Origin of the sequence: Microbacterium pygmaeum, assembly GCF_900100885.1 — a bacterium.
GTDB lineage: Bacteria > Actinomycetota > Actinomycetes > Actinomycetales > Microbacteriaceae > Microbacterium > Microbacterium pygmaeum.
This window is the reverse complement of record NZ_LT629692.1, coordinates 2,798,560-2,822,329: the sequence shown is the minus strand read 5'-3', so window position 1 is coordinate 2,822,329 and position 23,770 is coordinate 2,798,560. Positions and strand designations below refer to the sequence as shown.

General features: G+C 68.3%; 20 protein-coding genes. 18 read left to right on the top strand and 2 right to left on the bottom strand.

The window, feature by feature from the left end:
- Positions 1-10: 10 nt before the first annotated feature.
- The 3 genes from rpsA (at position 11) to BLT19_RS13515 (ending at position 4,413) form a co-directional block, all read left to right on the top strand.
- Positions 11-1,465 carry a 30S ribosomal protein S1 gene (rpsA, locus tag BLT19_RS13525; protein ID WP_091491213.1) on the top strand — a complete coding sequence of 485 codons (1,455 nt, stop codon included), beginning with the start codon at positions 11-13 and terminating at the stop codon, positions 1,463-1,465.
- Positions 1,466-1,588: 123 nt separating this feature from the next.
- A complete protein-coding gene (locus tag BLT19_RS13520; protein ID WP_091491211.1) occupies positions 1,589-3,250 on the top strand; it encodes a PAS domain-containing sensor histidine kinase in 1,662 nt (553 codons plus the stop codon).
- Positions 3,247-4,413, top strand: coding sequence for a hypothetical protein (locus BLT19_RS13515; protein ID WP_091491208.1), 1,167 nt, complete (start codon positions 3,247-3,249; stop codon positions 4,411-4,413). The genes BLT19_RS13520 and BLT19_RS13515 overlap by 4 nt, the downstream gene beginning before the upstream one ends.
- A gap of 12 nt (positions 4,414-4,425) precedes the next feature.
- On the opposite strand, the gene BLT19_RS13510 is transcribed toward BLT19_RS13515, so the two are convergent.
- Complete coding sequence (locus tag BLT19_RS13510) at positions 4,426-5,277, bottom strand: response regulator transcription factor (RefSeq protein WP_407939793.1); 852 nt, start codon at positions 5,275-5,277, stop codon at positions 4,426-4,428.
- A 352-nt stretch (positions 5,278-5,629) separates the two neighbouring features.
- Here BLT19_RS13510 and coaE point away from each other — a divergent pair, with 352 nt between their 5' ends.
- The 3 genes from coaE (at position 5,630) to uvrB (ending at position 8,979) form a co-directional block, all read left to right on the top strand.
- The gene (gene coaE / locus BLT19_RS13505; protein WP_091491205.1) at positions 5,630-6,250 is read left to right on the top strand and encodes a dephospho-CoA kinase; all 621 of its coding nucleotides are present in this window, start codon (positions 5,630-5,632) and stop codon (positions 6,248-6,250) included.
- A 52-nt stretch (positions 6,251-6,302) separates the two neighbouring features.
- Positions 6,303-6,761: a hypothetical protein gene (locus BLT19_RS13500; protein WP_157681863.1), complete on the top strand. Its 459-nt coding sequence runs from the start codon at positions 6,303-6,305 to the stop codon at positions 6,759-6,761.
- Positions 6,762-6,897: 136 nt separating this feature from the next.
- Positions 6,898-8,979 (top strand): excinuclease ABC subunit UvrB, encoded by a 2,082-nt coding sequence (gene uvrB / locus BLT19_RS13495; protein WP_091491200.1) that lies wholly within the window; start codon positions 6,898-6,900, stop codon positions 8,977-8,979.
- Between the two features lie 72 nt (positions 8,980-9,051).
- Here the strand turns inward: uvrB and BLT19_RS13490 are convergent, their stop codons facing one another.
- On the bottom strand, positions 9,052-9,288 hold the full coding sequence (locus BLT19_RS13490) for a hypothetical protein (protein WP_091491197.1): 237 nt from the start codon (positions 9,286-9,288) through the stop codon (positions 9,052-9,054).
- 42 nt (positions 9,289-9,330) lie between these two features.
- On the opposite strand from BLT19_RS13490, the gene BLT19_RS13485 reads away from it, so the two are divergent.
- The 12 genes from BLT19_RS13485 (at position 9,331) to BLT19_RS13430 (ending at position 23,728) form a co-directional block, all read left to right on the top strand.
- A complete protein-coding gene (locus tag BLT19_RS13485; RefSeq protein WP_091491195.1) occupies positions 9,331-9,765 on the top strand; it encodes a MarR family winged helix-turn-helix transcriptional regulator in 435 nt (144 codons plus the stop codon).
- A gap of 126 nt (positions 9,766-9,891) precedes the next feature.
- Positions 9,892-12,276 carry a 5'-nucleotidase C-terminal domain-containing protein gene (locus tag BLT19_RS13480; RefSeq protein WP_091491193.1) on the top strand — a complete coding sequence of 795 codons (2,385 nt, stop codon included), beginning with the start codon at positions 9,892-9,894 and terminating at the stop codon, positions 12,274-12,276.
- A gap of 130 nt (positions 12,277-12,406) precedes the next feature.
- Complete coding sequence (uvrA, locus tag BLT19_RS13475; RefSeq protein ID WP_091491190.1) at positions 12,407-15,307, top strand: excinuclease ABC subunit UvrA; 2,901 nt, start codon at positions 12,407-12,409, stop codon at positions 15,305-15,307.
- Between the two features lie 19 nt (positions 15,308-15,326).
- Positions 15,327-17,225, top strand: coding sequence for an excinuclease ABC subunit UvrC (gene uvrC, locus BLT19_RS13470; protein ID WP_091491187.1), 1,899 nt, complete (start codon positions 15,327-15,329; stop codon positions 17,223-17,225).
- A gap of 27 nt (positions 17,226-17,252) precedes the next feature.
- Positions 17,253-18,152 carry an RNase adapter RapZ gene (gene rapZ, locus BLT19_RS13465; protein WP_091491185.1) on the top strand — a complete coding sequence of 300 codons (900 nt, stop codon included), beginning with the start codon at positions 17,253-17,255 and terminating at the stop codon, positions 18,150-18,152.
- 77 nt (positions 18,153-18,229) lie between these two features.
- Positions 18,230-19,207 carry a DNA-binding protein WhiA gene (gene whiA, locus BLT19_RS13460; RefSeq protein ID WP_091491183.1) on the top strand — a complete coding sequence of 326 codons (978 nt, stop codon included), beginning with the start codon at positions 18,230-18,232 and terminating at the stop codon, positions 19,205-19,207.
- Positions 19,208-19,314: 107 nt separating this feature from the next.
- Positions 19,315-19,941, top strand: coding sequence for a superoxide dismutase (locus BLT19_RS13455; RefSeq protein WP_091491180.1), 627 nt, complete (start codon positions 19,315-19,317; stop codon positions 19,939-19,941).
- 103 nt (positions 19,942-20,044) lie between these two features.
- The gene (gene gap / locus BLT19_RS13450) at positions 20,045-21,055 is read left to right on the top strand and encodes a type I glyceraldehyde-3-phosphate dehydrogenase (protein ID WP_091491176.1); all 1,011 of its coding nucleotides are present in this window, start codon (positions 20,045-20,047) and stop codon (positions 21,053-21,055) included.
- An 18-nt stretch (positions 21,056-21,073) separates the two neighbouring features.
- A complete protein-coding gene (locus tag BLT19_RS13445; protein ID WP_091491174.1) occupies positions 21,074-22,288 on the top strand; it encodes a phosphoglycerate kinase in 1,215 nt (404 codons plus the stop codon).
- Positions 22,279-23,067 (top strand): triose-phosphate isomerase, encoded by a 789-nt coding sequence (tpiA, locus tag BLT19_RS13440; protein ID WP_091491171.1) that lies wholly within the window; start codon positions 22,279-22,281, stop codon positions 23,065-23,067. The genes BLT19_RS13445 and tpiA overlap by 10 nt, the downstream gene beginning before the upstream one ends.
- A gap of 56 nt (positions 23,068-23,123) precedes the next feature.
- Entirely contained in the window at positions 23,124-23,372 is a 249-nt protein-coding gene (gene secG / locus BLT19_RS13435) for a preprotein translocase subunit SecG (protein WP_091491169.1), read from the top strand.
- Complete coding sequence (locus BLT19_RS13430) at positions 23,372-23,728, top strand: RNA polymerase-binding protein RbpA (protein ID WP_091491166.1); 357 nt, start codon at positions 23,372-23,374, stop codon at positions 23,726-23,728. Before secG ends, BLT19_RS13430 begins: the two co-directional genes overlap by 1 nt.
- The last annotated feature ends 42 nt before the right edge of the window (positions 23,729-23,770 follow it).

Genomic DNA, 23,770 nt, shown 5'->3' with positions numbered 1-23,770 from the left:
AACCCACTACATGACTATCGCAACGGCCGCCCCGGCCACCAAGCAGGTCGCGATCAACGACATCGGATCTGCTGAAGACATCCTTGCGGCGATCGAACTGACGCTCAAGTCCTTCAACGACGGAGACCTCATCGAGGGTGTCGTCGTGAAGATCGATCGCGACGAGGTGCTCCTCGACGTGGGCTACAAGACCGAGGGCGTCATCCCCTCGCGCGAGCTCTCCATCAAGCACGACGTCGACCCCAATGAGGTCGTCAAGGTCGGCGATGAGGTCGAAGCCCTCGTTCTCCAGAAGGAGGACAAGGAAGGTCGCCTCATCCTGTCCAAGAAGCGCGCACAGTACGAGCGCGCCTGGGGCGATGTGGAGAAGATCAAGGAGACCGACGGCGTCGTCACCGGCTCCGTCATCGAGGTCGTCAAGGGTGGACTCATCGTCGACATCGGCCTGCGCGGCTTCCTGCCCGCGTCGCTGATCGAACTGCGTCGCGTCCGCGACCTGACCCCGTACCTCGGCCAGGAGATCGAGGCGAAGATCCTCGAGCTGGACAAGAACCGCAACAACGTCGTGCTCTCGCGCCGCGCACTGCTAGAGCAGACGCAGTCCGAGTCGCGCACCACGTTCCTGAACAACCTGCACAAGGGTCAGGTCCGCAAGGGAACGGTCTCCTCGATCGTCAACTTCGGTGCGTTCGTGGACCTGGGCGGCGTGGACGGCCTCGTGCACGTCTCCGAGCTATCCTGGAAGCACATCGAGCACGCGTCCGAGGTCGTGGAGGTCGGCCAGGAGGTCACCGTCGAGATCCTCGAGGTCGACCTCGACCGCGAGCGCGTCTCGCTCTCGCTCAAGGCGACGCAGGAGGACCCGTGGCAGGTCTTCGCCCGGACCCACGCCATCGGCCAGGTCACCCCGGGTAAGGTCACCAAGCTCGTCCCGTTCGGCGCGTTCGTGCGCGTCGCGGACGGCATCGAGGGCCTCGTGCACATCTCGGAGCTCTCCGGCAAGCACGTCGAGCTCGCCGAGCAGGTCGTCTCGGTCGGCGAAGAAGTGTTCGTCAAGGTCATCGACATCGACCTGGAGCGTCGTCGCATCTCGCTGTCGCTCAAGCAGGCCAACGAGTCGGTCGACCCCAACGGCACCGAGTTCGACCCGGCGCTGTACGGCATGGTCACGGAGTACGACGAGAACGGCGAGTACAAGTACCCCGAGGGCTTCGACGTCGAGACGCAGGCGTGGACCGAGGGCTCGGATGCTCAGCGCGAAGCGTGGGAGCAGGAGTACGCCGCTGCTCAGGCTCGCTGGGAGCAGCACAAGGCTGCCGTCGCCAAGGCCCTCGAGGCCGAGGCGAACGCACCGACCGAGACGAGCTCGGCTTCGAGCTCGTTCACCTCGGACAACAGCTCGATCGGCACCCTCGCCGACGACGAGGCGCTCGCCGCGCTTCGCGAGAAGCTGTCGGGTCGCTGATCTGAAGATCTGAAACCGTCGAACGGGCCGTCACCTCCGGGTGGCGGCCCGTTCGCTTCGCGTTCCGAGCGATGCTCGGAGCGGGGCCGCGCGTCGGCCTCCGGCATCCGTTAGCGTCACGGTATGGCAGTCCCTGACGCGCGCGCGGCAGAATCGGCTCGCGCGCCGCGGGCGAGCGCGCCATGGGCGCTGGAGCGCCGCGGCGACCGCACGCGCGAGCGCGCCGCGATCCTCAACCAGGTGCTCCTGTGCGCCGTTGTCTTCGTCCTCTTCATCCTGGTCGGCGTCGGACCCTTCTCCGGTGACGTGCTGCTGTTCCTTGCCGGAGTGGTGCTCATCTTCCTCATCACCGGGGCCACCTTCGTCATCCCGTGGAACCGCCTCGCGGTGGGCTGGCTGGCCCTCATACCGCTGCTGGACATGCTGGCGATCGGCGTGATGCGCCTCGCAACGCCCGGCGGCGCGGTGGGGCTACTGTGGATCTTCCCGACGATGTGGCTGGCGGCGGGGTTCGGGATGCTGGGCTTGTCGGCCGTCGTCGTGGTCGTCGGCGTCGATCTCCTCACCGCGCAGCAGTTCACCGACGGGATGCTGCTCCTGACGGTCGTGCTGATCGCGGTCGGCGTCACGAGCTATCTGAGCGCCGGCCGTGCCGCCGCCCAGCGCACCCTGCTCGGCAAGCAGGCGTTTCTGCTGCGCCGGGTCATCGAGCGCACTCGCCGGCAGGAGCAGGAGGTCACCGAAGTGCTGGACGCGGTGGACTTCGGCGTGATCCGCATCGCTGCGGACGGAGACATCGCGGTCACCAACGATGCGCACGGTCGGCTGCAGCGTGCGCGGCGGAGCGCCGAGGACGCGGATGCCGAGACCACCGCCTTCCGGGACGACGGCGTCACCCCGCTTCCCGATGACGAGCTGCCGCTCCAGCGCGCGCTGCGCGGCGAGGCCTTCGAGGGGCAGGTCGTCTGGTTCGGTGCGGAACCGGGACCGCGTCAGGCACTCAGCGTCACTGTGCGCCGGCTGACCGATCCCTCGGGCACGGACGCGGGGGCGGTGCTGGTCTCCCGCGACGTGACGGCGGAGCTGAGCGCGCTCCGCGCCCGCGACGAGCTCGTGGCCTCGGTCACGCACGAGCTGCGCACGCCCCTGACCTCCATCCTCGGCTATCTTGATCTCGCGATCGAGGACCCGGAGACGACCGAGCAGGTCCGCGCCAATCTCGACATCGCCGAGCGCAACGCCGAGCGGCTGCTGGCGATCGTCGGCGACATCCTCGCCGCATCCAGTGCGGCCTCCGTCGTGCAGGCGTCGCTGGAGCCGGGGATCCTGGACGCGCGCGATGTGGTCCTGGCCGCCGCGGAGGCGCTGGCCCCTCGAGCGGCAGCGCGGGCGATCTCCGTCGACACGTCGGCGCTTCAATCTGCGCCCGTGTGGGCGGACGCGCTGCGTCTTCGTCAGGTCGTGGACAACCTGGCCTCCAACGCGGTCGCCTACAACCGGGACGGCGGCACGGTGTTCTTGGAATCGCGCACCGATGGCCTCTCGAGCTGGATCGTGGTGCGCGACACGGGCGTCGGGATGAACGACGACGAGCTCGCCGGGCTGTTCCAGCGCTTCTACCGCGCGAACCCCGCGCGCCGGGCCGGAACCGGCCTCGGCCTCGCGATCAGTCGCGACATCGTCCGCGCTCACGGCGGGGAGATCACCGTGGACAGCTCGCCGGGGATCGGATCGACGTTCACCGTCAAACTCCCCACGACCTCGACCGGAAGGCCGCCGTCATGATCCTCGATGTCCTGAGCGTGCAGGCGATCACCGCGCTGGTGGTCAATGTGAGCGGCATCCTGTTTATCACCGAGACGCTGCTGCGCCGCGACGAAGGCGCCGGACGCGTCTGGTCACTGGGCTTCCTCGCCGCGATGCTCACGACACTCGCCTACGTGGTGTGGGCGCAGTACCCCGATGCATGGTGGCCGATCGCGATCGGCAACGCCACCTTCGTGGCGGGCACCGGCTGCATGTGGCTCGGATGCCGTCGGTTCAACGGCCGTCGCATGCTCTGGTCATCGGTGTTGGTCGCCGCCGCGGCGCTGGCGGCCTTCGGGGCCGTTTGGGGCGCCGGAGCCGATGGCGGTGATTGGGCGGGCGCACTGTGGATGTTCGTCCCGCTCGTCGCCTTCTCCGGCGCCGGCGCATTCGAGTGCATGCGCGGATCGATGCGCATCTCCGGCACAGCCTGGGTCCTCGGGGGAGTGCTCGCCCTCGAGTCCGTCTTCTTCGTGGTCCGCACGGCGATCTTCCTGGCCGCCGGAGCCGACAGTGAGGTGTTCGGGGCGCTGGTGGGCACGATCCCGACGAGCTTTCTGACGGTGATCCTGACGATCGTGGCGGTCGTGGCCACCTCGGTGCTGCGGGCAACGCGGACGCCCGTCCGCGGATATCTGCGCACGCCCGGCTTCGGGCCGGAGCCGGAGGGGTTCCTGGAGCGTGGCAGCTTCGACGCAGCGCTCACCGCGCTGTGCGGGCGTGCCGAGCGCCGCTCGGAGCTCGTCGCGGTGACGGCCGTGCGGATCGACGACCTCGACCAGATCTCCGGCGCGTTCGGCAGCGACGTCGCCCGTGATATCTCCGACACCTGGCGCACCGGAGTCCGCCTCCACGCGCCGTCCAACGCGTTCATCGCGGAGGACGGGCCGACCGGCCTGCTCCTGGCCACATTGACCACGTCGGCCAGCGAGGCGCGGCGCCAGGCCGCGGTCATCTACCGCGGACTGTTCGATGACCTCGGTCTCGTGGACGGCGGCGTGATCCCGGTCCTCGGGATCGGCGTCGCGCTCAGTGACGTGACCGGCTACGAGGCGTCGAGGCTCTCGCGCGTGGCTCGGGATGCCGCTATGCGGGCGGCCGTCAGCATCGAGAGCTCGGTGCTGATCGGCGGTGCCGACTAGCGGCATCCGATCTCAGGCCGCCGTCAGACGGTAGCCGACCCCGCGTACGGTCTCGATCCAGCGCGGGCTGGTGGGCGACTCGCCGAGCTTGCGACGCAGGTTCGCGACGTGCACCTCGATCGCACGGGCATCGCTGTCGCTGACGTACTCCGTCCCGGTATACACCTCGCCGCGCAGCATCATGGCCAGATCCGACTTCGCCCGCACACGTCGGCCCGACCGGAGCAGGTCGGCCAGGATGTCGAACTCGCTCCGCGTGAGCTCGAGATCGGCGCCGTCGACGGTGACCATCCGCATCTCGGGATTGAGCCGCACGCCCTGGTGGGCGAGCCAGACCTCAGCATCAGCAGGAGTCCCGTCGGGCTCGTCGCGTACCGGAGCGGCGTCGATGTGGTGCCGCGGTCGCCGCAGCATCGCGTCGATGCGTGCGCGCAGCTCCCTGGGGCGGAATGGTTTGGCGACGTAGTCGTCGGCACCCGACTCCAGTCCCTGCAGGGCGTCGATCTCCTCGGTGCGGGCGCTGAGCATGATGATGTAGGTCGTGCTGACCGTGCGGATCCGCTTGGCGGTCTCGAAACCGTCCATGCCGGGCATGTTCACGTCGAGTGTGGTGACCAGCGGCTGATGCTCGCGCACCAGTTCCAGGCCGTCTTCGCCGGTACCCGCCCCGTGGACGGTGAAGCCGGCCTGGGCGAGCACGGCGGACAGCAGCGAACGGATGTCCGCCTCGTCTTCGATGACGACCGCGACGCGCTCCTCTTCCACCGATTCACCCTCCGCGCCGGGCTCGACGCTCGCCGCCGCCTGGACGTCGGTCAGGATATCCCACAACGAGTCGGGGTTCGGGAGATCGGGGTCTGTCACCGAGGACCGGCCGGGGGCAGCGCGCGCGAGCGCGGAGGTGGTGCCGAGGTGACGAGCGCCCCCACGCTCGTCACCTCGCCGGTCCGGGAGCGAGCCTCGGCACCGCGCGGATCCACGCGATGCCACCGGCGGCAGGCGACGTGACCGATGGACGACGAGTATTCGCGTCCACCCACCATCGCAGTCCTCCCCAGGTGCCGCCCGAGTGGTCTCACTCCCTTTCGGGTGAATCCGACGCTACCCGGGCACCCGCAAGCGATCCGCAAAGGATCCTCAGGATGACCTCAGGTTCTCAGCCGGAATGACCCCCGATCGTGACGACGAGAGGACCCGGCTCTGGCATCCTCGGTGTATGCCCCTGATCGCTCTCACCGGAGGAATCGCGTCCGGCAAGTCCACGATCGCCCGGCGCCTCGCCGAACACGGCGCCGTGATCGTCGACGCCGACCAGATCGTCCGCGACGTGCAGGGTCCGGGTTCGCCGGTCCTCGCCGCGATCGCCGCGGAGTTCGGGGGCGACGTCATCCTCGCGGACGGCTCGCTGGATCGCGCCGGTCTCGGGTCACGCGTGTTCGGCGACGCCGACGCAGTGAAGCGCCTCAATGCGATCGTGCATCCGGCCGTCCGCGAAGAATCGAAGCGACGGTTCGAGGCGGCCGCCGGAGCCGACCCCGATGCGATCGTCGTGTACGACGTTCCGCTGCTGGCAGAGGCGCGCCTCGCGGACCCGTGGGAGCTCATCGTGGTCGCGCACGCGCCTGCAGAGGTGCGGATGCAGCGTCTCGTCGCGCTGCGCGGCCTGAGCCATGACGACGCCGCCGCGCGGATCGCGTCCCAGGTTCCCGACGAGCGTCGTCTGGCGCTGGCCGATGTCGTCGTCGACACCGGCGGCGCGCTGCAGGACACGCTCCGGCAGGCCGACGAGCTCTGGCGTGCCCTGCCGCGGCTGATCGCCGAGCGCCGCTCGCGCTGATCGGTGAACCCCTGGTCGGGGGTCCGTCTCCGGCGTACCCTGGTTGCCCACCGTGGGAGATGCGAGATGGACAAGTTCTCGGGGCAGAGGATCCGGGGCGCGCGCTCGTGAATACGAGCAGATCGCCCACTACATCTATCTGCTGGACGTGCTGCCGAGCAGCATCGTCGAGGCGGCGCACATCACGGTGTTCGGCGGCCTTGCGGCCGCGCAGTGCGAGGACCTGCTGGAGCAGCTTCGGCCCTTCCTCCCCGACGACGAGCGCGAGTCGGCCTCGGCAGAGCCCGACGTGCTCGCCGGATTCATCCGGAGCGCGGAGGTGCGCCGCACCGCGGCGGATGCTGCACCGGTCGCGGACCCGCGTGCCGCGATGACCCGCGCGGGTGTGCTCGGCCCCGTCGCATCCGCCTTCCTGACCGTCGACGGCGTGCGGTCGTACTTCTCGGTCGGAGTCGGATCTGTCGCGATCGACGAACAGCCGTTGTGGGTGCAGGAGCTGGTCGGTCACTAGTCGGCGCCGCTCGACGCGGGACGCATGCATCAGCGCCCGGGTGCGGGATCAGCAGGCATCTGGCCCTAGGCATGAGGTGATCCGCCGGCGGCGAACGACGGCCCGCGGTGTCGGTGGCCCCGCCTAACCTGGACTGATGCAGACGACACGTTCCGTGCGGCCGTTCGAGGTCGTCAGCGAATACGTCCCCTCGGGTGACCAGCCGCAGGCGATCGCCGATCTCGCCGCACGCATCAACGCGGGCGAGACCGATGTCGTCCTGCTCGGCGCGACCGGAACCGGCAAGTCGGCGACGACCGCGTGGCTGATCGAGCAGGTCCAGCGGCCCACCCTCGTCCTCGCGCACAACAAGACGCTCGCCGCCCAGCTGGCCAACGAGTTCCGCGATCTCATGCCGAACAACGCAGTCGAGTACTTCGTCTCGTATTACGACTACTACCAGCCCGAGGCCTACGTCCCTCAGACGGACACGTTCATCGAGAAGGACTCCTCGGTCAACGCCGAGGTCGAGCGGCTCCGCCACTCCACGACCAATTCGCTGCTGTCGCGCCGCGACGTGATCGTGGTGAGCACGGTCTCGTGCATCTACGGCCTCGGCTCGCCGGAGGAGTACCTCCGCGCGATGGTGGCGCTGCAGGTGGGGGAGCGGTACGACCGCGATGCGCTGATCCGCAAGTTCATCGCCATGCAGTACAACCGCAACGACGTCGACTTCTCGCGCGGCAACTTCAGGGTCCGCGGCGACACGATCGAGATCATCCCGGTGTACGAGGAGTACGCGATCCGCATCGAGCTGTTCGGCGACGAGATCGAGGCGCTGTACATGCTGCATCCGCTCACCGGCGACGTGGTCCAGCGCCTCGAATCGGTGCCGATCTTCCCGGCGACGCATTACGCGGCCGGCACCGAGACCGTGCAGCGGGCGATCGGCACGATCGAGCACGAACTGGGGGAACGGCTCAAGGAGCTCGAGTCCCAGAACAAACTGCTCGAAGCGCAGCGGCTGCGGATGCGCACGACCTTCGATCTCGAGATGCTGCAGCAGCTCGGCTTCTGCTCGGGGATCGAGAACTATTCGCGTCACCTCGACGGCCGCATGCCAGGTGAGGCCCCGCACTGCCTGCTGGACTTCTTCCCCGACGACTTCCTCGTCGTGATCGACGAGTCCCACGCGACCGTGCCGCAGATCGGGGCGATGTACGAGGGGGATGCCTCGCGCAAGCGCACCCTCGTCGAGCACGGGTTCCGGCTGCCCAGCGCCATGGACAATCGCCCGCTGCGGTGGGACGAGTTCAAGAACCGCGTCGGGCAGACCGTGTACCTGTCGGCGACGCCCGGGCGGTACGAGATGGGCATCGCCGACGGTGTCGTCGAGCAGATCATCCGTCCCACGGGCCTGGTCGACCCGCAGATCGTGGTCAAGCCGTCGAAAGGCCAGATCGACGATCTCCTCGAAGAGATCAGGGTTCGCGCCGAGCGGGACGAGCGCGTGCTGGTCACGACACTCACGAAGAAGATGGCCGAGGAGCTCACCGACTTCCTCGGCGAGCACGGCGTGCGCGTCCGCTACCTGCACTCCGATGTCGACACGCTCCGGCGCGTCGAGCTGCTGACCGAGCTGCGCGCCGGCGTCTACGACGTGCTCGTCGGAATCAACCTTCTGCGCGAGGGTCTCGACCTCCCCGAGGTGTCGCTGGTCGCCATCCTCGACGCCGACAAGGAAGGCTTCCTCCGCTCGGGCACGTCGCTGATCCAGACGATCGGGCGAGCGGCGCGAAACGTCTCGGGCGAGGTGCACATGTACGCCGACACGATCACGGACTCGATGAAGGCCGCGATCGGCGAGACCGACCGCCGACGCGAGAAGCAGGTCGCGTACAACCTCGAGAACGGCATCGACCCGACCCCGCTGCGCAAGAAGATCGCCGACATCACCGACGCGCTGGCCCGCGAGGGCGCCGACACGGCGGCGATGATGTCCAAGCGCGACGCCGCGAAGCTGAAGTCCGGCAAGGGGAAGTCGCCGACGCCCCGGCTGCGTCGGGAGGGGATCGCCGCCGAGGGAGCCGAGCAGCTCGAGTCCACCATCGCCGATCTCACCGATCAGATGCTGGCGGCCGCCGCAGAGCTCAAGTTCGAGTTGGCAGGACGCCTGCGCGATGAGGTGCAGGACATGAAGAAGGAGCTGCGGGCGATGGAGCGGGCAGGGCACGCCTGAGCGCGGCGCCCGGCGGGGCGTCACCTCGCGACGCCGTGACGTGCCTGCCAGGCCGCCTGGGTGGCCGGGCGGCTATGGGCAGTGCATGAGCGGCTTCGGGCCGGTCCGGTCGAAGGTGTGGGCCGTCATCGCAGCGCCGCACAGCGGGCACGCCCGCGCGGCACGCTCCTGGACCGTCGGCGGGGGAGTCGTCTCGTAGGGTCCGACCGCCGCGGGTCCGGCTGCGCGGATGAGCTTCGCGTTGATCCACTGGTACCACCCGCCGGCGGCGCGCACGCGATCGCGGAGCGTCGTGCCATCCTTCGTCATGATTCTTAGTGTACTAACAATTCGTGTAGGTAGGATCTTCTCGTGACCGCTCGTGACCAGGATCTGCTCGCCCTCGAGAATCAGCTCTGCTTCGCGGTCGTGACCGCCGCGCGCAACGTGGTCTCGATCTACCGTCCGGTGCTCGAACCGCTCGGGCTGACGCATCCGCAATATCTCGTGATGCTCGCGCTGTGGGAACGTGCCCCGCGATCCCTGGGCGAGTTGGCGGATCAGCTGGCCATGGAGCCCGCGACGCTCTCGCCGCTCGTGAAGCGGCTGGAGAGTGCCGGGAGGGTCAGTCGCCGGCGAAGCGCGGAGGACGAGCGGGTACTCGACATCGACCTCACACCGGCCGGCCGCGACCTGCGCGAGCGGGCGGAGGAGGTGCCGGGGCAGATCATGGAACGGGTGGGCATGGATGCCTCGGAGGTTGCGGGGCTCCGCGACGCGCTGGTTCGGTTCACGCACGTTCGATGAACACTTTCTCATCTTCGTTGCGCGTTCTCGGCTGACTCATAGGCTCGGATGCGACGGGACGTCGCCGATGGTGGCGCGCCCCTCGGCGTTGCATCCCCCTTCGGTCCGCACTACAGAGGAAGCCCCATGCGCTCTCGCTCCGATGAACTCCCGTCCCGTTCCATCCGCTCCGCGCGATGGCGTCGCCTCGGCGTCGTGGCTGCGACGATCGCCGCCCTCGGCGCCAGCGTCCTGGTCGCGCCGGCCGCGCAGGCGGAGCCGACGAAGATCCAGATCCTCGCGACCAACGACTTCCACGGCCGCATCCTCGCCGATGGAACGCAGGCGGGCGCAGCGGTGCTCTCCGGCGCCGTCAAGCAGCTGCGGGGCGAGACGCCGAACACGGTGTTCGCCGCCGCGGGCGACCTGATCGGCGCATCGACGTTCGAATCGTTCATCCAGTCCGACAAGCCGACGATCGACGCGCTCAACGAGGCGGGGCTCGAGGTGTCGGCGGTGGGCAACCACGAGCTGGATCAGGGATACGACGATCTCGTGAACCGCGTGATGGCGCCGTACGATGCGACGACCAACCCGTACGGCGGTGCGCAGTGGCAGTACATCGCGGCGAACCTGAAGCTGACGGGGACGCAGGATCCCGCCGTTCCGCCGACCTGGATCAAGGAGTTCGGCGACGTGAAGGTCGGCTTCGTGGGAGCGGTGACCGAGGAGCTTCCCTCTCTCGTGAGCCCCGGTGGCATCACCGAGATCGATGTCGCCGGCATCGTGCAGTCGGTCAACACCGAAGCGGCGGCGCTCGTGGACCAGGGCGCCGACCTCGTCGTGATGCTCGTCCACGAAGGTGCGCCGTCGACCGACTGCGCGACCATGGACGATTCCGGCAAGTGGGCCGACATCGTCAACAACGTCTCGCCCGACGTGGACGCGATCGTCTCCGGTCACACCCACCTGGCGTACGACTGCTCCTTCCCGGTCGACGAGTGGGCGACGGAGGGCCGAGCCATCACGGAGCGACCGGTCGTCTCGGCCGGTCAGTACGGGACCAACCTCAACCAGCTGATCTTCGAGGTCGACGGCGCGACCGGAGCGGTGACATCCTCGTCCCACAAGATCCTCGCCCTCGCCGGGAACTACCCGGCGGATCCCGCGGTGACCCCCATCGTCACGAAGGCGGCAGCCGAAGCCGATGTGCTCGGCGCTGTGCCGCTCGGCGAGGTCGCCGGCGCGTTCAACCGTGCCCGGCTGAGCAGCGGAGCGGAGAACCGCGGCGGGGAATCCACCCTGGGCAACAAGGTCGCCGAGGTCCAGCGCTGGGCGACGTCGGCCCCCGAGTCCGGCGGAGCGCAGATCGCGTTCATGAACCCGGGCGGCCTGCGACAGGACATGGTGGGCACCGATCCGGGCGATGGCTCGTACCCCCGGACGCTGACGTACAAGCAGGCGGCCGTCGTGCAGCCGTTCGCCAACACCCTCGTGAACCTGCAGCTCACCGGTGCGCAGATCAAGACCGTGCTCGAGCAGCAGTGGCAGCGCGACACGTTCAATTCGCTGCCGACGCGTCCGTTCCTGCGCCTCGGTGTCTCGGACGGGTTCGAGTACACCTATACGCAGAAGATCGTGACGGAACAGGCGGCAGACAACCCGAGCACGCCGGCCGACGAGTCCGCGACGCCGTACCAGGCGCCGGAGGGCACGATCACCGGCATGTGGCTGAACGGCGAGCCGATCGACGAGGCGGCCATCTACTCGGTGACGGTCAACTCGTTCCTCTCCACCGGAGGCGACAACTTCCGCGAGTTGGCGAACGGGGCGAACAAGCGCGACACGGGCAAGATCGACCTCGCCGCGATGGTGGACTACATGGACGAGTTCGCCTCGACCGCACCGCTTCCGGTCGACTACTCGCAGCACGCCGTGGAGGTCACCTTCCCCGACCCGGCCCCCACGGCCTACGAGCCCTCGGGCACGGTCGCATTCGGCGTGAAGTCGTGGGCGATGTCCACCGCGGCGGACGTGAAGGACACGGAGATCTCCGTCTCGCTCGGCGGACAGGTGCTGGGCACGTTCCCGGTGGACAACACCATCGGCACCGCGGTGTACGACGACTACGGCACGGCGGCGATCTCGGTCGCGCTGCCGGCGGACGTGCCCTCGGGCGCTGCCGAGCTGGTGCTCACCGGCGCCGCCACGGGCACCGAGGTAACCGTGCCGATCACGGTCTTCGAAAAGGAGAAGTCATACACGATCGGCTTCCCGAGCAAGCTGCTGGCCCGCCAGAGCGCGACGATCCAGTACACCGTCGTCGTCGCGTCGGCTGCCGGTGCGGGCTCGGGCGAGGTCACCGTGTTCGACGGCGCGACCGCCATCGCGACGACGACGGTGACGAACGGGACCGCGAAGGTGACGCTGCCCCCGCTCGGGAAGGGCGTGCACCGGCTGTGGGCGTCCTTCGCCGGCAACGATCAGCTGAAGCCCTCGGACAGCCCGAAGATCCCGGTGCTGATCTGGTAGCAGACTGACGAACGAACGGATGCCGCGGGGCGACGCCCCGCGGCATCCGTCGTTCACGCTCGTGGCGAAACCGGGGCCCGTGCGGTCACCGACCCAGCCTCGTGTCGGAGGCCCCACGTACACTTGAGAGGTGCCCATCGTTCCTGTCGCCGCGCCCGGAAACACCAGTGGAACGCTGAGCGTTCGGGGCGCTCGCGTCCACAATCTGAAGAACGTCGATCTCGACATCCCCCGTGATTCCCTGGTGGTCTTCACCGGTCTGTCCGGGTCGGGGAAGTCCAGTCTCGCGTTCGACACGATCTTCGCGGAGGGCCAGCGCCGCTACGTCGAGTCGCTCAGCGCGTACGCGCGGCAATTCCTCGGGCAGGTGGATCGTCCCGACGTCGACTTCATCGAAGGGCTCAGCCCCGCGGTCTCCATCGACCAGAAGTCGACCAACCGAAACCCGCGGTCCACGGTCGGCACCATCACCGAGATCTACGACTACATGCGTCTGCTGTGGGCGCGCATCGGCGTGCCGCATTGCCCGGTGTGCGGCGAGATCATCCAGCGCCAGACGGTGCAGCAGATCGCCGACCAGCTCGTGGAGTTGCCGGAGCGGACCCGCTATCAGATCGTCGCGCCCGTCGTCTCGCAGAAGAAGGGCGAGTTCGTCGACCTCTTCAAGGAGCTCTCGGCGAAGGGGTACGCGCGTGCCGTCGTCGACGGCGAACTGATCCAGCTCGCCGAGCCCCCGGTCCTGAAGAAGAGCTACAAGCACGACATCGCCGTCGTCGTCGACCGGCTGGTGGCCGGACCCGACACGCTCGGGCGCGTCACCGACTCCGTCGAGACCGCGCTGGGGCTCGCCGACGGCATCATGCAGATCAACTTCGTCGATGAGGAGGGCGACGCGGCGTGGCAGTCCTTCTCGGAGAAGCTCGCCTGCCCCAACGGGCATCCGCTTCAGCTGACCGAGATCGAGCCGCGGACCTTCTCGTTCAACGCACCGTTCGGCGCGTGCCCGGCGTGCTCGGGACTGGGCACGCGTATGTCGGTGGACGTCGACCTGATGCTGGGCGACGAGGACCTGTCGATCCGCGAGGGCGTCCTGATCCCGTGGACGACGCAGGGCAAGGGACTCTTCCAGTACTACGAGCGGCTCCTCGAGGGCCTCGCCGCCGACCTGAAGTTCTCTCTCGACACGCCGTGGCGCGATCTCCGGCTCGATGTGCAGGAGGCGGTGCTCCGCGGCGAGAACTACAAGGTCACCGTGAAGTGGAAGAACCGGTACGGGCGCGAGATGCGCTACTCGTCCGGCTTCGAAGGCGTCGTGCCCTACATCGAGCGGCAGTACATGCAGGCCGAGTCCGACACGCAGCGGGTGCGCTGGTCGGACTACCTCCGCGAGGTGCCGTGCCCGGTGTGCCACGGGGATCGCCTCAAGCCCGAGGTGCTCGCCGTCATGGTGCACGGACACTCGATCGCCGAGGCGGCGAAGCTCAGCCTGGGCGACGCGCGCGCGTACTTCGCACAGCTGACCCTCACCGACCGCGAGGCCACGATCGCGGCGCAGGTGCTGCGCGAGATCCGGGTACGCCTGGACTTCCTCATCCAGGTCGGTCTGAACTATCTGAGTCTCAGCAGGGCGGCCGCGACCCTCTCCGGTGGCGAGGCGCAGCGCATCCGGCTGGCGACGCAGATCGGCTCGGGCCTGACAGGTGTCCTCTACGTCCTCGACGAGCCGTCGATCGGCCTGCACCAGCGCGACAACCGGCGTCTGATCCAGACGCTGGTCACCCTCCGCGATCTGGGCAACACGCTGATCGTCGTCGAACACGACGAGGAGACGATCCACGCGGCCGACTGGGTCGTCGACATCGGCCCCGGTGCCGGGGTCAACGGAGGGTCGGTCGTGCACTCCGGGCCCCTGGCGTCCCTCCTCGAGGACACATCTTCGCTCACCGCCGACTACCTGTCGGGTCGTCGCGAGATCGAGACGCCCCGCAAGCGGCGGAAGATCGATCGGTCGCGGATGATCTCGGTCGTTGGTGCGCGCGAGAACAACCTGCGCAACGTGACGGCCGACTTCCCACTCGGGGTGCTGACAGCCGTGACCGGGGTCAGCGGCTCGGGCAAGTCGTCGCTGGTGAACGGCATCCTCTATCAGGTGCTCGCGACCAGGCTCAACGGCGCGCGTCGCGTCGCGGGCAAGCACACGCGCGTGACCGGGCTGGACAACCTCGACAAGGTCGTCCACGTCGACCAGGCGCCGATCGGCCGGACGCCTCGCTCGAACCCCGCCACCTACACGGGCGTGTTCGACCGCATCCGCACGCTCTTCAGCGAGACCCCGGAGGCGAAGGTCCGCGGCTATCAGCCCGGCCGGTTCAGCTTCAACGTCAAGGGCGGCCGGTGCGAGGCCTGTTCCGGCGACGGCACGATCAAGATCGAGATGAACTTCCTGCCGGATGTCTACGTGGACTGCGAGGTGTGCCACGGCAAGCGCTACAACCGCGACACCCTCGCCGTGCACTACAAGGGCAAGAACATCGCCGAGGTGCTCGAGCTGCCGATCTCCGAAGCCGCCGACTTCTTCGAACCCATCCAGGCGATCCACCGGTATCTGAAGACACTGGTCGATGTGGGACTGGGCTACGTGCGACTCGGCCAGTCGGCCACGACGCTCTCCGGCGGCGAGGCGCAGCGGGTGAAGCTCGCGACGGAGCTGCAGCGCCGGAGCAACGGCCGCAGCATCTACGTGCTCGACGAGCCGACGACCGGTCTGCACTTCGAGGACGTCAGCAAGCTGCTCGAGGTCCTGAACGGTCTGGTGGACAAGGGCAACACGGTGATCGTCATCGAGCACAACCTCGATGTGATCAAGTCCGCGGACTGGATCATCGACCTCGGCCCGGAAGGCGGGTCCGGCGGCGGCGAAATCGTGGCCGTCGGGACGCCCGAGCAGGTCGCCCGGTCGGAGAAGAGCTTCACCGGCGCCTTCCTCGCCGAGGTCCTGGAGAGCCCGGCCCAGCGCCGCAAGGCCGGCTGAAGGCCGGCCGTACAGCGTCATGGCCCAGCAGCTCTCCTACAAGCCGCGGGCGGGTGAGATCCCGACCAACCCCGGCGTCTACCGCTTCCGCGACGCCGCGGGACGGGTCCTCTACGTGGGCAAGGCGAAGAACCTGCGCGCGCGGCTTTCGAACTACTTCGCGCCCCTGCACACGCTGCACGAGCGCACGCGCCGGATGGTGACCACGGCCGCATCGGTCGAATGGACCGTCGTGGCCAGCGACGTCGACTCCCTCCAGCTGGAGTACATGTGGATCAAGGAGTTCGATCCGCCGTTCAACGTCCGCTACAAGGACGACAAGTCCTACCCGTTCATGGCGATCACGCTCGGCGACGAAGCGCCTCGAGTGATCGTCACGCGCAACCGGCGGATCCCCGGGGCGAAGTACTTCGGCCCGTACCCCAAGGTGTGGGCCGTGCACGACACGATCGATCTGATGATCAAGGTCTTCCCGATCCGCACGTGCAGCGACGCTTCGTACCGCAAGGCGATGGTGACGGGGCGGCCGTGCTTCCCCGGGCAGATCGGCCGCTGCGGTGGCCCCTGCTCGATGCGGGTGACGATCGAGGAGCACCGAGCCATCGTCGACGACTTCGTCGCGTTCATGGCCGGCGGTGACCAGCGGTTCGCCAAGGAGCTGAACGCACGGATGCGCGAGGCATCCGCGGCGATGGACTACGAGTCCGCGGCGGTGTACCGCGACCGCCTGGTCTCGATCGACGCCGTCTTGTCCAAGAGCGCACTGGTGCTGGCTCCGGACACCGACGCCGACCTGTTCGGCATCGCGGAAGACGAACTGGCCGCGACCGTCCAGCACTTCGTGATCCGCGGTGGCCGGGTGCGCGGTGTCCGCGCCACCACCATCGAGAAGGAGCTCGACATCACCGGCGGCGACCTCGTCGATCAGGTGCTCCAGCGCGCGTACGGCGATGCTCCCGTCGCGGATATCCCGCGCCAGGTGCTGGTGCCCGAACTCCCCGACGATGCGGCAGACCTCGAGGAATGGCTCCGGGATCGCCGTGGCAAGCAGGTGACGATCCAGGTCGCGCAGCGTGGTCGCAAGGCCGAGCTGATGAAGACGGCGTCCCTCAACGCACAGCAGGCGCTCATCGTGCACAAGACGCGTCGCACCAGCGACTACGTCGCACGCACGCAGGCGCTCACGGATCTGCAGGAAGCGCTGGGCCTGGCCGAAGCGCCGCTGCGGATCGAGTGCTACGACGTGTCGCACCTCGGGGGCACCAACGTGGTCGCTTCGATGGTCGTCTTCGAGGACGGTCTGCCGCGCAAAGACCAGTACCGCTCGTTCGGCGTCGCCGAGACCACGGACGACACCGACTCGCTGCACCAGGTCCTGATGCGTCGCCTCGCGTACCTCGACCGCCCGGAGGAGCAGGACGAACCCGTGCCTGATCCCACCGACGACGCAACGGTGGCGACGACCCGCAAGCGGCCTCGGTTCGCATACCCGCCGCAGCTCCTGGTCGTCGACGGCGGCAAGCCGCAGGTCGCCGCCGCCGCACGAGCGCTCGCGGACGCCGGCCACGAGGAGATCGCGCTGTGCGGCATCGCGAAGCGGCTGGAGGAGGTGTGGCTGCCGGGGGAGGAGTACCCCGTGATCCTGCCGCGCACCAGCGAGGCGCTCTACCTCCTGCAGCGACTGCGCGACGAGGCGCACCGCTTCGCGATCACGCATCAGCGCCGTCGTCGACGGCGCGACATCTCGAGCGTGCTCGCTGAGGTCCCCGGCCTCGGACAGGCACGCATCCGTGCACTCCTGCGGCACTTCGGCTCCGTCGCCGCGCTCAAGAAGGCGAGCCAGGAGGAGATCTCAGAGCTGCCGGGCATCGGGCCGAAGCTGGCGGCCGCGGTCTACGCCCATCTCTCGGATGACTAGGCTGAAACCCGGACGACGGGGGTGGTCATGACCGACGCTGAGGACAGCGCTGCGGCGACGAGCGATCCCACCGGTGAGGTGCTGATCGTCACCGGGATGTCCGGTGCCGGCCGCTCGACCGCGGCCGACGCGCTCGAAGATCTCGGCTGGTACGTGGTGGACAACCTGCCGCCGCAGATGCTGCGCCCCCTCCTGGACCTGACCGCACTGGCGGCCAGCGCGCTCCCGCGGGTGGCGGTCGTGGTCGACGTCCGCGGACGCGATCTGTTCGCCGAGCTGCCGGAGATCACGCGCGCGCTCCGCCGTGGCCGGCCGGTGCGGGTGATGTTCCTCGACGCATCCGACGAGGTCCTCGTGCGCCGATTCGAGGCGGTCCGACGCCCGCATCCGCTGCAGGGCGACGGGACGATCCTGGACGGGATACGGCTCGAGCGCGACCGTCTGGCGGTCGTGCGCGAGAGCGCCGATGTCATCGTCGACACATCGAACTTCAACATCCACCAGCTCGCCTCGCAGGTGGTCGAGATGTTCTCCGCGGAGAACGCCGCCAAGCACACGGTCACGTTGATGAGCTTCGGCTTCAAGTACGGACTTCCCCCGGACGCCGATTCAGTGGCCGACATGCGGTTCCTCCCCAACCCGTTCTGGAACGACGAGCTGCGCGCTCTGACCGGCGAGGACCCGGCGGTTCGCGAGTACGTGCTCGCCCAACAGGGCGCTGCGGAATTCATCGACGCGTACGCGGCGGCGCTCACGCCGGTTCTGGACGGCTACCAGCGCGAGAACAAGCGACATTCGGTGATCGCCGTCGGCTGCACCGGCGGCAAGCACCGCTCGGTCGTGATGGCCCGGGAACTGGCCGATCGGCTCTCGAGCCTTCCCGGCGTCGCCGTCCGTGTGAAACATCGCGATCTGGGTCGCGAGTAGGCTGGACCCTCGTTCCCCTCGCCGGGGATTCGTTCCGCAGGTCGACTGCAGAACGCACGAAACACGCAAGGAGATCCGTGTCGCTGACCGCCGACGTGAAGGCCGAACTGACCTCCGTACGCGACCCGAGTCCCACAGCTCGGGTGGCGGAGCTGACGGCGTTGCTGCGGTTCTCGGGAGGTCTGCACTCGATCGCCAACCGGGTCGCCGTCGAGGCGGAACTGGACTCGGACATCCTGGCCCGACGCGTCGCCCGCGACGTGATGGAGATCTACGGGGTCCGCCCGGAACTGGTGCACGTGCAGGGCTCGGGCGCCCGGAACGGCAGCCACTACGCCGTCCGGATCATCGACGGCGGCGAGACCCTCGCACGTCAGACGGGTCTGCTCGATCAGCGTCGTCGTCCGGTGCGCGGTCTGCCGAACAAGCTCACCACCGGCTCACGCTCCGACCTGGCAGCGATCTGGCGTGGCGCATTCCTGGCCGCAGGCACGCTCAGCGAGCCCGGTCGATCCGCGGCGCTGGAGATCACCTGCCCCGCGCCCGAGGCGGCGATGGCGCTGGTCGGCGCCGCGCACCGTCTCGGCATCCCGGCCAAGGCCCGGGAGGTTCGTGGGGTCCCGCGGGTGGTCGTCCGCGAGGGCGAGGCGATCCGCGCCGCCCTGGCCCAGATGGGCGCACAGCGAGCAGCTGGGGAATGGGACCAGCTGCGTCAACGTCGCGAAGTCCGCGCCGGCGTGAACCGCCTGGTGAACTTCGACGACGCCAACCTCCGTCGCTCGGCGCAGGCCGCTGTGGCCGCGTGCGCGCGAGTGGAGCGGGCACTGGAGATCCTGGGCGAGGACGTTCCCGAACATCTGCGCGAAGCGGGCGAACTGCGTCTGGCCCACCGCGATGCGAGCCTGGACGAACTCGGCCACCACGCCGACCCTCCGCTGACCAAGGATGCCGTCGCAGGGCGCATCCGTCGGCTGCTGGCGATGGCCGACAAGAAGGCCGAGGTGGAGGGCATCCCCGACACCGAAGCGGCCGTTCCGGTGGGCGCCGAAGACTGATCCATCGGGAAGCAACCCCGTGCTGGCGGTGTTGCTCGTCGATAGGATGAAAAGGTCATTCTCGCTGCCCGAGAACCTCGGCGCAGCGCCGACAGGAAGAAGAGAATATGGCGATCTACACGCTCCCCGACCTCCCGTACGACTACGCGGCACTCGAGCCGCACATCAGCGGCAAGATCATGCAGCTGCACCATGACAAGCACCACCAGGCGTACGTGACGGGGGCGAACACGGCGCTCGAGCAGCTCGCCGAGGCCCGCGACAGCGGCAACCTGGCGAATGTGAACAAGCTGGAGAAGGACCTCGCGTTCAACCTCGGCGGCCACGTCAACCACTCCATCTTCTGGACCAACCTGTCGCCGGAGGGCGGGGGTGCGCCCGAGGGCGAGCTGGCTGCGGCGATCGACGAGTTCTTCGGCAGCTTCGAGAAGTTCCAGGCCCACTTCACGGCCGCCGCGACCGGCATCCAGGGCTCCGGATGGGCGGTGCTCAGCTGGGACCCGATCGGCTCGCAGCTGCTCATCCAGCAGCTGTTCGATCAGCAGTCCAACACCGCGCAGGGCACGGTGCCGATCTTCCAGCTCGACATGTGGGAGCACGCCTTCTACCTGGACTACCTGAACGTCAAGGCCGACTACGTCAAGGCAGTCTGGAACATCGCGAACTGGGAGAACGTTCAGAGCCGCTTCACCACGGCCCGCGAGAAGACGACGGGCCTGCTGGTACTGTCGTAACAAGCGTGGGCGTCCCGGCGGACAGCTCCGCCGGGACGCCGTTGTCCATCTCTGCACCGCAACAATCGCGCACTCGCGCACGACACATCTCAGGAGAAAATCCGTGGCTGTCAAGATCGGAATCAACGGCTTCGGCCGCATCGGACGCAACTACCTCCGCGCGGCTCTCGCGCAGGGTGCGGACCTCGACATCGTGGCGGTGAACGACCTCACCGACAACAAGACCCTCGCTCACCTGCTCAAGTACGACTCGGTCGGCGGTCCGCTGGCCGAAGAGGTCACCTACGACGAGGACTCGATCACCGTCGGCGGCAAGAAGATCAAGGTCTTCGAAGAGCGCGACCCCGCGAACCTCCCCTGGGGCGAGCTCGGTGTCGACATCGTCATCGAGTCGACCGGCCGCTTCACCAAGGCCGAGGATGCCAAGAAGCACGTCGCCGGCGGCGCCAAGAAGGTCCTGATCTCGGCTCCGGCCACCGGTGACGACGTGACCGTCGTCATGGGCGTGAACGAGGGCGACTACAACCCCGAGACCGACGTCATCATCTCCAACGCGTCGTGCACCACGAACTGCCTCGCCCCGCTGGCCAAGGTCTTCAACGACGCGTTCGGCATCGAGCGCGGCTTCATGATGACCGCACACGCGTACACGGCCGACCAGAATCTGCAGGACGGCCCGCACAGCGATCTGCGCCGCGCCCGTGCAGCCGCGATCAACATCGTTCCGGCCTCGACCGGAGCTGCGAAGGCGATCGGCCACGTGCTGCCAGAACTGAACGGCAAGCTCAGCGGCTCCTCGTACCGCGTCCCGGTTCCCACCGGCTCCATCGTCGACCTCACCATCGTGACGCCCACCGAGGGACTCACGGTCGACCAGGTCAACGCGGCCTACCAGGCTGCGGCTGCGGACGGGCGTCTGGCCGGCTACCTCCAGTACACGGAGGACCCGATCGTCTCCAGCGACATCCAGGGAAACCCGCACTCGTCGATCTTCGACTCGGAGCTGACCAACGTCAGCGGCAACCTGGTCAAGGTCTCCGCCTGGTACGACAACGAGTGGGGCTACTCCAACCGTCTGGTCGATCTCACCGAGTACGTGGCTGAGAGCCTGTAGAGGCCCTCGGCGGTCATCATGGCTCTGCGCACCCTCGAATCGCTGGGGTCGCTCGCAGGCAAGCGCGTCATCGTCCGCTGTGATCTGAACGTCCCCCTGAAGGACGGTCAGATCACGGACGACGGCCGCGTGCGTGCGTCGCTGCCCACCCTCAACGCCCTCATCCAGCAGGGCGCCCGCGTGGTCGTCTGCTCGCACCTCGGCCGCCCCGACGGTGCGCCGGATCCGAAGTACAGCCTCGCCCCGGTCGCACAGCGCCTGTCCGAGCTGCTCGGCACTCCGGTCGCGTTCGCCCGTGACACGGTGGGGGAGTCCGCCGCCGAGGCGGTCGCATCCCTGGAAGACGGGGACGTCGCGGTGATCGAGAACCTGCGCTTCAACCCGGGCGAGACCTCGAAGGACGACGCGGAGCGCGCTGCGTTCGCCGCACAGCTCGCCGAGCTCGGCGACGTCCTCGTCTCCGACGGCTTCGGTGTCGTGCACCGCAAACAGGCGAGCGTGTACGACCTCGCCGAGATCCTGCCGTCCGCGGCCGGACTGCTGATCGAGGCCGAGCTGGACGTCCTGGACCGTCTGACCGAGAAACCCGAGCGTCCGTACACGGTCGTCCTCGGCGGCTCGAAGGTCAGCGACAAGCTCGGCGTGATCTCCCACCTGCTGCCGCGCGTGGATCGTCTGCTGGTCGGCGGCGGCATGCTCTTCACGTTCCTCGCGGCCGAGGGCGACAAGGTCGGCGCGAGTCTCCTCGAGGCCGACCAGCTGGACACCGTTCGCGAATACATCCAGCGGGCCAAGGACTCGGGCGTGGAGATCGTCCTGCCCACCGACGTCGTCGTGGCCTCGAAGTTCGGCGCGGACGCGGAGCACCTGGTGACCCCCGCCGACGCCATCGAAGAGACGCCGTTCGGCGCGTCGGGTCTGGGCCTGGACATCGGACCGGACACCGCGGCGCGGTTCGCCGAGGTGATCCGCAGCAGCAAGACCGTGTTCTGGAACGGCCCCATGGGCGTGTTCGAACTCGCACCTTTCGCGGCCGGAACGAAGGCCGTCGCGCAGGCCCTCACCGAGGTCGACGGACTCAGCGTCGTCGGCGGCGGCGACTCGGCGGCAGCGGTGCGTCAACTCGGCTTCAGCGACGATCGGTTCGGACACATCTCGACGGGCGGCGGAGCAAGCCTGGAGTTCCTCGAGGGCAAGAAGCTCCCCGGACTGGAGGTCCTCGGATGGTCGTAGGCAGGGTTCCGCTGATCGCGGGCAACTGGAAGATGAACCTGGACCACCTCCAGGCGGTGGCGTTCGTGCAGAAGCTGCACTGGGCGCTGAAGGACGCCAAGCACGAGGTCGGCTCGGTCGAGGTCGCCGTGTTCCCGCCGTTCACCGACATCCGCACGGTTCAGACGCTGATCGATGCGGACAAGATCGCGTTCTCACTCGGCGCCCAGGACCTGTCCACGCACGACGCAGGCGCGTACACCGGCGAGATCTCGGGCGCGTTCCTGTCCAAGCTGAACTGCGGCTACGTGATCATCGGTCACTCCGAGCGCCGCGAGTACCACGATGAAACTGACGAGGTCGTCGCCGCGAAGGTCCAGGCGGCGCTGCGTCACGAGCTGGTGCCCGTGATCTGCGTCGGCGAGACGCTGGAGCAGCGCGAGGAGTCCGGACCCACCGCCGTCTCCGTCGGCCAACTCGAAGTCGCCCTGGAGGGCGTGCCGTCCGGCGCCGACATCGTCGTGGCCTACGAGCCGGTGTGGGCGATCGGCACCGGTCAGGTGGCCTCGCCCGAGCAGGCGCAGGAGGTGTGCGCCGCGTTGCGCACCGTCATCGCCGAGAAGCTGGGACAGGATGCCGCGGACCGCACGCGCGTCCTCTACGGCGGCTCCGTGAAATCGGGCAACGTCGCGAGCTTCATGCGCGAGCCCGACGTCGACGGCGCACTGGTGGGTGGTGCGAGCCTCGTCGTCGACGAGTTCGCGGCGATCATCCGCTATCAGAAGCATGTCGGCGTCTGACCGCGCTTATACTGGGAGATCGTGCGCCCCTCCGGCGCGGTGAAAGGCGTAGATCTGTGCAGATCCTCGAGTTCGTCCTGCAGGTGCTCCTGGGCATCACCAGCCTGCTGCTGACCCTCCTCATCCTGCTCCACAAAGGCCGCGGTGGGGGCCTGTCCGACATGTTCGGTGGCGGCATGACCTCCGCACTCGGCTCGTCCGGGCTCGCAGAGCGCAACCTCAACCGGTTCACGGTGATCCTCGCGCTCGCCTGGTTCGTGTCGATCGTCGCGCTCGGCCTGATCACGAAGTTCCAGGGTCTCTGATGGCAACCGGAGGCAACGCGATCCGCGGCACTCGTGTCGGTGCCGGGCCGATGGGCGAGCAGGACCACGGATTCCACGCCGAGCGCATCGCAGTCTCGTACTGGGATGCGTTGGGCAACGAGACGGTGCGCTACTTCGCCGCGGGCATCCCCGACGAGGAGATCCCCGACACGATCGATTCACCGCACTCCGGGCTCCCAGCCGGGCGCGACCAGCAGAACCCGCCTGCGCTGGCCAAGGCCGAGCCGTACAAGACCCACCTCGCGTACGTGAAGGAACGGCGCACTGAGGAAGAGGCCGAGACCCTGCTGGACGACGCCCTCAAGCAGCTGCGGGAGCGCCGCGGGCTCGAGTGACCGAGAACTGAGAAAAGCGGATGCCGCGGCATCCGCTTTTCC

What these genes read in the sequence shown, in the direction of transcription:
- rpsA (WP_091491213.1), top strand. Translation starts at nt 11, where the DNA reads ATGACTATCGCAACGGCCGCCCCGGCCACCAAGCAGGTCGCGATCAAC.
- BLT19_RS13520 (WP_091491211.1), top strand. Translation starts at nt 1,589, where the DNA reads ATGGCAGTCCCTGACGCGCGCGCGGCAGAATCGGCTCGCGCGCCGCGG.
- BLT19_RS13515 (WP_091491208.1), top strand. Translation starts at nt 3,247, where the DNA reads ATGATCCTCGATGTCCTGAGCGTGCAGGCGATCACCGCGCTGGTGGTC.
- coaE (WP_091491205.1), top strand. Translation starts at nt 5,630, where the DNA reads ATGCCCCTGATCGCTCTCACCGGAGGAATCGCGTCCGGCAAGTCCACG.
- uvrB (WP_091491200.1), top strand. Translation starts at nt 6,898, where the DNA reads ATGCAGACGACACGTTCCGTGCGGCCGTTCGAGGTCGTCAGCGAATAC.
- BLT19_RS13490 (WP_091491197.1), bottom strand. Translation starts at nt 9,288, where the DNA reads ATGACGAAGGATGGCACGACGCTCCGCGATCGCGTGCGCGCCGCCGGC.
- BLT19_RS13480 (WP_091491193.1), top strand. Translation starts at nt 9,892, where the DNA reads ATGCGCTCTCGCTCCGATGAACTCCCGTCCCGTTCCATCCGCTCCGCG.
- uvrC (WP_091491187.1), top strand. Translation starts at nt 15,327, where the DNA reads ATGGCCCAGCAGCTCTCCTACAAGCCGCGGGCGGGTGAGATCCCGACC.
- rapZ (WP_091491185.1), top strand. Translation starts at nt 17,253, where the DNA reads ATGACCGACGCTGAGGACAGCGCTGCGGCGACGAGCGATCCCACCGGT.
- BLT19_RS13455 (WP_091491180.1), top strand. Translation starts at nt 19,315, where the DNA reads ATGGCGATCTACACGCTCCCCGACCTCCCGTACGACTACGCGGCACTC.
- BLT19_RS13445 (WP_091491174.1), top strand. Translation starts at nt 21,074, where the DNA reads ATGGCTCTGCGCACCCTCGAATCGCTGGGGTCGCTCGCAGGCAAGCGC.
- tpiA (WP_091491171.1), top strand. Translation starts at nt 22,279, where the DNA reads ATGGTCGTAGGCAGGGTTCCGCTGATCGCGGGCAACTGGAAGATGAAC.
- BLT19_RS13430 (WP_091491166.1), top strand. Translation starts at nt 23,372, where the DNA reads ATGGCAACCGGAGGCAACGCGATCCGCGGCACTCGTGTCGGTGCCGGG.